The organism is Vibrio sp. 10N.222.49.C9, assembly GCF_041474985.1.
GTDB lineage: Bacteria > Pseudomonadota > Gammaproteobacteria > Enterobacterales > Vibrionaceae > Vibrio > Vibrio crassostreae_C.
The window spans coordinates 19,353-31,409 of record NZ_JBFRVD010000031.1; the positions used below are offsets into that span (position 1 = coordinate 19,353).

The following is a 12,057-nucleotide window of genomic DNA, read 5'->3' on the forward strand; positions in this document are numbered from 1 at the left end:
GGTGGCTTTTTTGTTTTCTAAAGATCTACAAAGAAAATACGAATGAAACACCTACAGCTTCGAAGCGCAAACACTCTCGAAGCGAAGCCTATCTGCATCTTTAGGGTAAAGTCCGTACTCGTATCTTTCTTTAACCGTTAGTGCTTTCGAAGATCTTGTCAGCCGATGCTGCCACAAAACCGGTATAAAGCTCACCATTAGCCATCGCATAACGCTTAGCGAACTCATAGAAGCCTCCAGGAATCATCTCATTGCCCTCAACAAATGAAACTGGGACTTTATCTGCCATTGTTGATGATTGCTCTAATAAGACCTCTGGAGAGCCTTTAACCTGGCCACCAGATGCATTGATCGTGAAGCCTGATTCGCTCAAATAATCATTCACTGCCTGCACTTCATCAAAAGCATCGAGTTGATTAACGCTCACTGTAAAGTGGTTGGCACCGTAACCATGAGCTGCGAGCCAAGACGCGTATTCACTCTCTTTTGCAAGCACTTGGAAATCTGCGAAGCTCAAGTCCCATAGACGACCACCAAACAAGAATTCATGGCCTTGAAGCTTGCTTACGTCGACTTGCTCAACCAATTTAGCAACGATCTGTTGTAAGTCACTTGAACACTCTTCGACCTTCAACTCACTAATGAACACTTTAGGTTGATTTGGATCTGGGTGCTCGTAATGCTTCGCGACTAGCTTCTTACTCTCAAACAAGTAATCGCCACACGCTTTATAACCTAGCTCAAGGAAAGGCTTAGCCAATGTTTCAATACCTAGCGGAGCAACATTGAAAGTACGCAGTGCAATGTGATCATTAATCAGAGCTTCGTCTTCTTTCAGCAAGTGATGTACTTTCTCAGCCGATGGACAAAGCCTGTGAATGTAATCGTCCCAAAGTGATTTAAAGAGTAGATCGGGCGTCATGGTGACTCCTTGTCAGAGGTTCTAGCAAGCTAGTAATTTGGATTAGAGAGGGAGAGGCTGGACACAGAGTCAGCAGCCATCAGCCTGTGACATACTTGTTCTATTATTATCTACCGCCCAATCTAGGTGTCGGACGTGATGTAAAAAGGAAGCGATAACGCCGCTTCCTTATTACACAATTAACCAATGAATCTGTTATTCATGAACCTAGAGATCATAAGCTTGTGATTCATCAAGTTATAGCTTAAAAGCCAAAACTACAGCTCAATACCTGGGCTAAACGTAGCTGGCAGTTGAGTCTCACCACCTTCCATTGACGCCATTGGGTAAGCACAGTAGTCAGCGGCATAGTACGCACTTGGACGCAGGTTACCTGAAGCACCCGGACCACCAAATGGTGCATCACCACTTGCGCCTGTTAGCTGGCGATTACGGTTAACAATGCCCGCACGGATATGGTCAACGAAGTATTCCCACTCTGAATCGTCTGTTGAAACTAAGCCTGCAGACAAACCAAAACGTGTGTCATTAGCCAGTTCAACCGCTTGCTCTAGTGACTGGTAACGAACCACTTGCAGTAATGGACCGAAGTACTCTTCATCTGGCAGTTCAGCAATGTTGGTTGCATCGATAATGCCCGGAGAAACAAACGCCGCTTGACCCGCTTTTGCTTCAACTAGGCTTACACCACCTAGCGATTGCAGATTAGCTTGCGCATCCAGAATGAACTTAGCCGCCGCTTCAGAGATTTGTGGTCCCATGAAGGGTGCTGGCTCAGCGAATGGCTGATCGACACGAATCTTCAAGGTCGCAGCAACGAGCTTATCCAGCAGTTGATCGCCCTTCTCGCCAACAGGCACATACAAGCGACGCGCACATGTACAACGTTGGCCCGCACTGATGAAGGCCGACTGGATAATGGTATAAACCGTCGCGTCAGCATCACCAAATTGGTCAGTGATCACCATAGGGTTGTTGCCGCCCATCTCTAGCGCCAACATTTTGCCCGGTTGACCAGCAAACTGACGGTGAAGGATATGACCGGTATTAGCACTGCCCGTAAATAGCACGCCATCAAGACCTTTAGTATCAGCCAGTGCGATACCGGTTTCTTTAGCGCCTTGCACTAGGTTAATCACGCCAGCTGGAAGGCCTGCTTCTTGCCACAGTTTCATCGCAAACTCACCCGTCCAAGGTGTCTGCTCTGACGGCTTAAATACCACGGTATTACCCGATAGCAATGCCGGAACAATATGACCGTTAGGCAGATGACCAGGGAAGTTGTAAGGACCAAATACCGCCATTACGCCTAATGGGCGATGACGCAGTACGATTTGGTTGCCTGCGGCTTCACGTGAAGCTTCACCCGTACGTTCGTGGTAAGCGCGAATAGAGATAGCGATTTTACCCGCCATCGCACCCGCTTCAGTGCGAGTTTCCCAAATCGGTTTACCCGTCTCTTTTGCAATAATCTGTGCAATTTCTTCGCTGTTCTCTTTTACTTTCTCAGCAAAGTTCAACACGATCGCTTCACGCTCTGCAAAGCTCAATTTTTTCCAAACCAAGAAAGCGTCACGCGCCGCTGCTACTGCAGATTCAACCTGTGCTGGTGTTGCACTATCGCCTTGCCACACGACTTCATTATTGTATGGGCTTACTGATGTCATGGCGTCGCCTTGACCTGCCACCCACTGTCCTGCTATCCACTGAGTCATACTTCTATCCTTAAAATCTTCGACAGATAATCGCCGCTCTTATTGAGCCAACATGCGAACGAATTCGCCTTCTTTTACTTCAAGAGCGCTTGCTACTTCAGATGATAAAATCACTGTGTCGCTTGCTTGGTCATACGCGCCTTTCGCGGCTACTGCGCGGAAGTTCTCAAACGAGGTATTACCAATTAGGAAGTCTTTAGAGCTTGAATGCTCTGCAATTGTCACTTGAGCTCGAATCGCATGACGCACTGATTCGATATTTCTTAGATCACACTCAACCGTTGGTCCCGCATCAAAGATGTCGACATAGCCACGGTTGGTGAAACCTTCACGTTCCAGCAACTTAAGTGCAGGGCGCGTATTGTCATGAACCTCTCCAATCACCGCCTGAGCTTCTTTGCTCAGCAAGTTCACATAGATAGGTAACTTCGGCATTAGGTCAGCAATGAAGCCTTTCTTACCAATACCCGTTAGGTAATCGGCGAGCGTAAAATCAATCGAGAAGAAATGCTCTTGCAGCCACTGCCAGAAAGGAGAGTTACCTTCCGCATCCGATACACCACGCATCTCAGCAAAAATCGTTTTCGAGAAACGCTCTGGGTGCTCTGACATGATCAAGAAGCGACACTTAGACATCAAACGACCATTCAATCCACCACGGAAAGCCGGGCGCAAGAACAGTGTGCAGATTTCACTGCATCCGGTGTAGTTATTGCCAAAAGTCAGCAGCTTAACGACGTTATTCACGCCAAGCTTTTGCGATGAGTGAACCACTTTACTGATGTGGTAAGAGTAAAAGGGAACATCCCAGCCAATTGAGGCTTCGATGCCTGTCGTGCCTGCGACTTCTCCCGTTTCAGTGTCGAAGCCAACCATTAGGTAGCCTTCATCACCAGGTTCAGTCACGTCTTGTTTAGCAAAGCTGTATTCAGAATGAGTAATACGGTTGGTTAACAGTTCTTCGTTAACCGGAAGAGATGTGAATCCGTGACCAGATTCAACCGCGCAGGTATGCAGCGCATCGTAATCAGATAATTTTATTGGGCGAACAACTAGCATCAATATTCCCTCCAGATGCAAAACAGGCCCAAAACGAGAATCTTGGGCCTTTAGCAGTACGTCATGGGATCGCTCTAATGGCGATCATTCCTATGACGCCGCTCAGGCTAAACTAGCGTAGCGATTGCTTTGTCTAGTTTTGATAAACCTTCTTCAATTTCTTGTGTAGTGATAACCAGTGATGGAGTAAAACGAACCACGTTTGCACCCGCAACCAGTACCATCAAGCCTTGTTCGCCTGCTGCTACTAATACATCACGAGCACGACCTTGCCATGCTTCATTAAGTGCAGCACCTAGCAATAGGCCTTTACCGCGAACTTCACTGAATATTTGGTATTTGTCGTTAATCTTAGCTAAACCATCACGGAACATTGCTTCACGTTCTTTCACGCCAGCTAGCGTTTCCGGTTGGCTAACGACATCAACAACCGCTTCTGCAACGGCACACGCCAGTGGGTTGCCACCGTAAGTAGAACCGTGCGTACCGACTTTTAGGTGCGTCGCGAGTTCGGTGGTCGTTAGCATTGCGCCGATTGGGAAACCGCCACCTAGTGATTTCGCTGTACTTAGGATATCTGGTGTCACACCTAGGCCTTGGTAAGCGTAAAAGTTACCCGTACGGCCATTACCTGTTTGCACTTCATCAAAGATAAGCAGCGCATTGTGTTTGTCACACAGCTCACGAACTGTGTTCACGAACTCAGATGTTGGAGAGATGATACCGCCCTCGCCTTGCAGAGGTTCCATCATGATTGCACATGTGCGATCTGATATGTGCGCTTCTAGCGCGGCAATATCGTTGTAAGGCAGGTGAGTTACATCGCCCGGTTTAGGACCGAAGCCATCAGAGTAAGCCTCTTGACCACCCACAGTTACGGTAAAGAAAGTACGACCGTGGAAACCTTGTTTGAATGCAATGATTTCAGACTTCTCAGGACCGTGAACATCCGCTGCCCAACGACGAGCTAGCTTAAGTGCTGCTTCGTTCGCTTCTGCACCAGAGTTCGCAAAGAATACTTTTTCTGCAAAACATACGTCAGTTAGCTTCTTCGCTAGACGCAGTGCAGGTTCGTTAGTCATTACATTACTTAGGTGCCAAATCTTGTTTGCTTGCTCGGTAACAGCATTAACCATTGCTGGGTGACAGTGACCCAAACAGCTCACAGCGATACCACCAGCAAAGTCGATATACTCTCGGCCTTGTTGGTCCCAAACGCGTGCGCCTTCCCCTTTTACTGGGATCATTTCCATTGGGTTATAACAAGGCACCATCACCTCATTAAACAGACTACGTTCTACTTTATTTTCCACTGTCATCGTACATTCCTTCTCGATACCGCAAGCTTCGCAAATAAGCGTAATGGTTCATAAGTGAGACAAAGATATTTTGTCTCGCCATAATCCCGCCGCAGCATTATATTTACATTTAATTAACCTTTTCAATAGTAGATTATTCTTTAGCCATCCCTTACAACCAGCTAAACGTCACTACCTATGACTATTTATGCATCAATTAATCTGTTTTATGAAGCTTTTTTTACCTAAACGTATAACCAGCAACAGCAAAGCCTTACTGGCATTGCGGTATATTGGGTTCGAGACGAAATAACGCGAATAATTTTGCATAGGCTAAAAACTTAGCCTGACGAGGGAGAAATGTTATAAAAAGTGATCGGCGTCAGAGGGATGAAGACGCGTAGCGCCCGAATTTAAACGCTTAACGGGTAATGGAATACGTTAAACTGGCTTATTTAGACGGAGAAAGAGTCAAATTTAAACACTCAGCGTGCTAGGAAGTTAGCGAGAAGCTGGTGTCCTTGCTCTGTTTTAATCGATTCAGGGTGAAATTGGACGGCATCAATCGGCAAGGTTTTGTGTTGATAACCCATGATCTCATCCATGCTACCATCTTCAAATTCCGTCCAAGACGTCAGCTCAAAACAGTCTGGTAATGTGCCGTTTTTCACCACTAAAGAGTGGTAACGAGTCACAGTCAGAGGGTTATTGAGACCTTGAAAAACACTCTTCCCGTTATGACGAATAGGCGAGGTTTTACCGTGCATCACTTGTCTGGCTCTCACCACTTCACCACCAAAGACTTGAGCAATGGCTTGATGACCAAGACACACACCTAAGATCGGCAGCTTACCAACGAAGTGTTCAATCACCTGCAGCGAAATTCCCGCATCATCGGGCGTACATGGGCCCGGCGAGATAACAAGATGGCTAGGATTTAGCGCTTCGATGCCCGCAATATCAATCTCATCGTTGCGAACAACTTTTACAGTTCCCCCTAACTCACAGAAATACTGATACAAGTTATAGGTAAAAGAGTCGTAGTTATCGATGATAAGTAACATGGGTCGAAATCGTTTGCTAAATACTAAAGGATTGGGAGATATAGGGGCGGTATTGTGCAATACTCATAGCGAAAGGCAAGTGGAAACTGCATTTCGCCAATAATTAAGGCCAACCTAAGTTGACCTTAATTGTTTACAGATAGCGTTAAGTTATCTGAATTGGCTTACTTGTATGGCAAGCCAATCTATTTGTGATTGAGCTACTTACGACGACGCCACATTGCTAAGCCAAATAGTGACATAAGAGCACCGAAGCCAAATGAACCGCCTACTCTTAGCTCAAGAACGGCAGGATCATGATCCGATGAACGGAAGTGATCTTGGTACTTAGGTAGGTCACCTTTGTACTCTTCGTTGTAGTCAAACAACGTCGACTCACCACCATTGATGTGCCAATCGGTAGCATCGACAACCCTATCTTTCAGGCTTTCGCTGATCAGCAGGTGGTCTAGAGCGCCAACTTCATCATTGTATGAGTAGCTCCAGCTGTCTGGGTGCTTTTGAGCCACAGCATTGATATAACCGTAGTTCTTCGTAATCACCGCACCGCTATCACCAAACTGCTCAACACCATCAATGTAGGTATTACGAGCTGCTTTGATCTGCTTGCCGTATTTCTCTTCCGAGTAATCGGTTAGCACCAGCATTGGATCTTCCATGCCGTACGAGTTCATATCACCCAGGATCACTTTGTGACCTTTGATGCCATCGAGCGCTTCACCTAATGCAACCGCCGCAGCAACACGGAAGTTCTCACATGAACCTTGCTTATCGGCATCAACGCCGCCTTGGCCGCCTTGGCCGCCCTGCTCAATCGGAGCAGCATCTTCCCAACACTTAGAGCCTTTCGATTTAAAGTGGTTGATCGCTACGGTGAGTTTCTCTTTGGTGCCTTTAACTTTAAAGGTTGGCGCCAATGAGTCACGTTGGTAGTTCTTACCGTCTTCAATCACCTTGCCTGAATCGTCTAACACCTCTGGTGCTTGTTGGCTTGGCATCGCGATAACACGGCTGTCTTTAAGCTTAACCACCTTCTTACGGTAGATAACACCCGTTGTGATAACGTCAGTACCAATAGAGTCCATCTCGTCGGTTACGCCGTCTTCGTTCGAGTCGACAGCCACAAAGGTATAACGGTCTTTCTTACGCTCAATGCGATCATTCAGTTGGTTTACAAGTTGCTGAATGGCAGAGCCTTCACCAAAGCCATTGTTCTCAATTTCCATCAAGCCAATGATGTCTGCATCTAAGCGAAGAATCGCGTTCACAATCTTCTCTTGCTGCATCTCAAACTCAGTGATGGTGTTCGCGCCACGGTTATTGCCGTGCTGATTCGCGTCGCCACCAAATGGAGAGTTGAAGTAGTTCAATACGTTGAAGGTCGCAATACGTAGGTCGCCTTCATCCATGTCTGGTTTGTCGGTACGCGGATCGTTACGCACATAGTTTTCAGCCGAGATCTGGTTAGTCGCAATTAAACGGTACTCACCGTAGCTGTAAGTCAGCACGCCTTCTAGGCCAACAATGGTGTCATCAATGCGGATGTAATCTTCTGTTGAACCATCTTGGTCGATATCAGTGCGGCCAAAATCTGGGTAGAAAGGGACTTGTCCATCAGCCGCTTTTTGATCGGTTTCAACGAAAAGACGGCGGTCTGCGTTGTCTTCAGTTTGCTGCTTCGCTTCGTCAGATCCCGCGGCGAAAAGCTGGTTCGGCTGCATGTTAATACGCTCATGCGCCAGTACCATGTTGTTACGACGACCTGCGTAGTCATAACCAAAGGTACGCGTCACACGCATATCAAGCGCTTCGGTTGTTTTCACCAACATGCCTTCGTAGCGTTCAAGCGTTGCAGCGAAATTCTCGTCACTGTCTAGCACTTCAATCGCCGTAGCTTCAGGTGCCTGCTGCTCGCCCTGTTTTAGCCATTGGTTGTTTTCTACTTTCAGCTGAGTGTGGCTGTAGTATTCTTGAACCTTGCCTTTCACACACACTACATCACCGGCTACTAGCTCTGAGCTCGACTGGTTGATATGAATAAATAGACCCTCAGAAGTGCTTGAGTTGAAATCATCCTCAAGTGCTTGCAGGTAGAAGCCTTTAGTTAGGCCTGTTGTTACCGCACTTACCACACCTTTTACGAAATATTCATCGTCGGTGATGTATGGGTAGCCATCGATGAATGGCGATGTAGCGCCCTCACCTTGGATTTCTTGAATGGTGGTGAATACTGGGTCAGAGCCATCTTGTGTACAAGTGAACGCTTCTGGCAGTTCAACGCTGTCTAGTGAACCTAGGCCTTCAATGCTGTCTTTTGGTAGCGATACCCATTGTGAAGCATCAAACGTCGCAGAAGGTGTTTGTGTCGCACGAACCAAAGTAACATCTTTGCCCCAGTCCACATCGCCCATCAAACCAACAACATCATGTACCGAGCCGTCTGAATTCAAGATAGCCAGCGGGTCGTCACCATTATGATTGGCGATAGAGGCATTAATGATGTCAGCTTGAGCTTTAATCTCATCACTCGCACTAGAATGTGCGACCACGAGTACTTCACCGGGTGCTAAAACGTGTCCATCTAAAGGTAAAGTGGCACCCCATGATCCGTTGCCATTGGCAGATTTCGCCAATGAGTAACCATCTAAACTAATGCTGCTATCGCCACTATTGGCAATCTCAACCGCTTTGTTATAGCTGCCGCCTTCCACATATTGTGAAATAAACAAATCAGCGTGTGCGCTTGTAGTTAACAAGCTACCAATTGCCACTGCTAGCAATGAAGGTTTGTGTAAAAGAGCCATCCGTTTCACCTGAGTTCATCGAGTTATAGTCACTGCCATCTATGGGCAGTCATGTATTTTGTGGTAACTATCAGGTTTATTTATGAAAGGAATAAGTCAGTTGGCAAGAAAATGAGGAACTTATCACTTTGGAATCATCAATTGTTTGGCACGTTATATATTTCCAACATATATAGAAACGAGTGTAATTTTATAAAGCTTGAGGGTACCAAATAAGATCATCTGCACAGCATTACAGCGATGGATATGCTAGCTAAATACTGGGTAAATTATCAATTCAAACAAGGGGGTTTCGAGGAAGGCAAATGGAATGGGCATGAAAAAGCCCAAAGTAAACAACAGCTACTTTGGGCTCAAATTCTCAAGCGAGTTGTGTTAGTTCACCCTATGGGCGAGTAACAAAACCTACTGCTTCGTATGCTTTTTTCAGTGTCACTGCAGCACGTTCAGAGGCTTTTTCAGCACCGGCTTTCATTACTGCGTCCATGTAGGCACGGTCAGCACGGATACGGTGATATTCAGCTTGAATCGGCTCAAGCATCTCAACCAATGCTGCGCCTACGTCTTTCTTGAACGGACCGTACATTTCAACGCCTTGGTACTGCGCTTCGATCTCTTCGAACGTTTTACCTGTCGCTGCAGAGTACAGACCCATTAGGTTAGAGATACCCGCTTTGTTTTCCCAATCGTGAGCAATGCGTGGTGGTGTTTCTGCATCGGTTTGCGCTTTGTTGATCTTCTTGATGATCGACTTAGGCTCTTCTAGCAGAGTAATCACGTTCTTACGGTTGTCGTCCGACTTAGACATCTTCTTCGTCGCGTCTTGCAGGCTCATTACACGTGCATTCACTGTTGGAATGTAAGGTTCTGGTACTTGGAAGATTGGCGTTTCAGGACCGTAGATGTTGTTGAAGCGAGTTGCGATATCACGCGCTAGCTCTAGGTGTTGTTTCTGGTCGCTACCTACAGGTACTTGGTGAGCACCGTAAAGCAGGATGTCTGCAGCCATCAACACTGGGTAGTCGTATAGGCCTACGTTTACGTCGTTTGAGTGACGTGCAGACTTATCTTTAAACTGAGTCATACGGCTCAGTTCACCCATTTGTGTGTAACAGTTAAGAAGCCAACCAAGTTGAGCATGCTCTGGTACGTGTGACTGAACAAATAGCGTGCTCTTCTTTGGATCAACACCGACAGCAAGACAGATTGCTAGTGCGTCTAGAGTCGCTTCATGCAGTGCTTTCGGATCTTGGCGAACCGTAATTGCGTGAAGGTCTACAACACAGTATTGGCAATCGTAATCATCTTGCATCTGTTGCCATTGACGTAGAGCACCCAAGTAGTTACCGATACTTAGTTCACCAGATGGTTGAACACCACTCAATACGATGGGCTTGCTCATGGTTTTAATTCCTTTGCTTATTCGCTAAGTTTATTGAACGCTTAGCTTCTTAACTTAAATATAGAAAAGCCGCACAGCTCTTCTGTACGGCTCATCCAGTGTACTCATTGATAAGTATTTTGCTAGTAGGTTAGCTAACTTTTGTCCGCTTTATGCTGAAACTAGAACGACATCTAGTAATTGCGCGACGTTATCCGCGACATAGTCAGGGTTTGATGCTGAAATCGGCTCGCCGTGGTTATAACCGTAAGTCAGACCAAACGAGTGACAACCTGCATTCTTAGCCGCTTTAATGTCGTTGCTTGAATCGCCAACCATCAACATCTCTTCCGCTTTTACATTGTGCTTTTCTAGCAACCAGTTCAGCGCGACTGGGTTCGGTTTTTTCTCTGGGAAAGAGTCGCCACCCAACACATCAACAAAGTACTTATCAATACCGTGTTGCGCCAGAACGTCTGGTACAAACTTCGAAGGCTTGTTAGTGACCAATGCCATAGTAAAGCCCGCTTTGTGCAGCTCTGCCAGCGTCTCTTTTACTGATGGGTAAAGGTGGCTCAGCTTATGACCGCCCTGCTCGTAGAAATCATCGAACAAGATACGCGCTTTTTTCAGCAGCTCTGGCTCTAAGCTTGGGTCAACAGTTAGGTTGCGACTAAGCGAACGACCGATAAGAACATCAGCACCATTACCTACGTAGTCGCGAACTTGTTCTTCGCTCACTGAAGGGAAACCCAACTCCTGACAAGCTTGGTCAGCAGCAACGGCCAAATCAGGCACGCTGTCTAACAAGGTTCCATCCAAATCAAAGGCGATCAGTTTTATTGAGCTTAATGACATCTTACTTTCCTATTTATTATGTTCGTCTTATGAGTTGAGCTATAAGACGTAAAAAAGGGGCAAATTAGCCCCTTAATATTCAATCTATCTGTAGTTTTACGATTATGCGTTTACTTTTGCAAGCTCTGCACGCATCTCATCAATCACTTCTTTGTAATCTGGTTGATTGAAGATAGCTGAACCCGCAACGAACATATCTGCGCCCGCTTCTGCGATTTCACGGATGTTATCAACCTTCACGCCGCCATCAATCTCTAGGCGAATGTCACGGCCTGACTCATCAATCAGCTTACGAACAGCACGCAGTTTATCTAGCGTATGAGGAATGAAAGATTGACCACCGAAGCCTGGGTTCACAGACATCAGTAGAATCATGTCTACTTTGTCCATGATGTAATCTAGGCAAGAAAGCGGCGTTGCAGGGTTCAGTACTATACCCGCTTTACAGCCGTGCTCTTTGATTAGCTGTAGAGTGCGATCGATGTGCTCTGACGCTTCAACGTGGAAGGTAATCATTGATGCACCTGCTTTAGCAAACTCAGGCACGATGCTGTCTACTGGCTTAACCATCAGGTGAACATCGATAGGAGCAGTAATACCGTAGTCGCGCAGAGCTTTACAGATAGGCGCGCCAAAAGTCAGGTTAGGTACGTAGTGGTTGTCCATCACATCGAAGTGCACAACATCAGCACCAGCTGCGAGTACTTTTTCTACGTCTTCACCAAGACGAGCAAAATCTGCAGACAAAATCGATGGAGCGATTAGAAAATCTTTCATACCAAACCTCTTAAGAGTGAGTAAATTGCGAATATCACCGCCTTGGTGACATCTCATACACAAATACAAGACTCAATCCCAAGACTATTTGGTGTGCAATTCTACCTAAGCACCTAAGCAGATCCTAGCAGTTCGAAAGATTAGTTTAAGAAAGTATCCGTTGGTCACTCAATTTAATG

The 12,057-nt window shown here is 46.3% G+C and carries 9 protein-coding genes; all 9 read right to left on the reverse strand.

Annotated elements, in window-relative coordinates:
• Positions 1–130 precede the first annotated feature (130 nt).
• Positions 131–922: a DUF1338 domain-containing protein gene (locus tag AB4585_RS14170; protein ID WP_010435216.1), complete on the reverse strand. Its 792-nt coding sequence runs from the start codon at positions 920–922 to the stop codon at positions 131–133.
• Positions 923–1,179: 257 nt separating this feature from the next.
• Positions 1,180–2,637 (reverse strand): succinylglutamate-semialdehyde dehydrogenase, encoded by a 1,458-nt coding sequence (astD, locus tag AB4585_RS14175; protein ID WP_372170084.1) that lies wholly within the window; start codon positions 2,635–2,637, stop codon positions 1,180–1,182.
• Positions 2,638–2,676: 39 nt separating this feature from the next.
• Positions 2,677–3,696: an arginine N-succinyltransferase gene (astA, locus tag AB4585_RS14180; RefSeq protein ID WP_372170086.1), complete on the reverse strand. Its 1,020-nt coding sequence runs from the start codon at positions 3,694–3,696 to the stop codon at positions 2,677–2,679.
• Positions 3,697–3,803: 107 nt separating this feature from the next.
• Entirely contained in the window at positions 3,804–5,015 is a 1,212-nt protein-coding gene (locus tag AB4585_RS14185) for an aspartate aminotransferase family protein (protein WP_372170088.1), read from the reverse strand.
• Positions 5,016–5,479: 464 nt separating this feature from the next.
• Positions 5,480–6,058 carry an aminodeoxychorismate/anthranilate synthase component II gene (locus tag AB4585_RS14190; RefSeq protein WP_171313449.1) on the reverse strand — a complete coding sequence of 193 codons (579 nt, stop codon included), beginning with the start codon at positions 6,056–6,058 and terminating at the stop codon, positions 5,480–5,482.
• A 200-nt stretch (positions 6,059–6,258) separates the two neighbouring features.
• On the reverse strand, positions 6,259–8,862 hold the full coding sequence (locus AB4585_RS14195) for an ExeM/NucH family extracellular endonuclease (RefSeq protein ID WP_372170089.1): 2,604 nt from the start codon (positions 8,860–8,862) through the stop codon (positions 6,259–6,261).
• Positions 8,863–9,247: 385 nt separating this feature from the next.
• A complete protein-coding gene (gene trpS / locus AB4585_RS14200) occupies positions 9,248–10,264 on the reverse strand; it encodes a tryptophan--tRNA ligase (protein WP_016796005.1) in 1,017 nt (338 codons plus the stop codon).
• Between the two features lie 150 nt (positions 10,265–10,414).
• Positions 10,415–11,101: a phosphoglycolate phosphatase gene (locus AB4585_RS14205; RefSeq protein ID WP_061033626.1), complete on the reverse strand. Its 687-nt coding sequence runs from the start codon at positions 11,099–11,101 to the stop codon at positions 10,415–10,417.
• A 102-nt stretch (positions 11,102–11,203) separates the two neighbouring features.
• On the reverse strand, positions 11,204–11,878 hold the full coding sequence (rpe, locus tag AB4585_RS14210) for a ribulose-phosphate 3-epimerase (protein ID WP_372170092.1): 675 nt from the start codon (positions 11,876–11,878) through the stop codon (positions 11,204–11,206).
• Between the last annotated feature and the right edge of the window lie 179 nt (positions 11,879–12,057).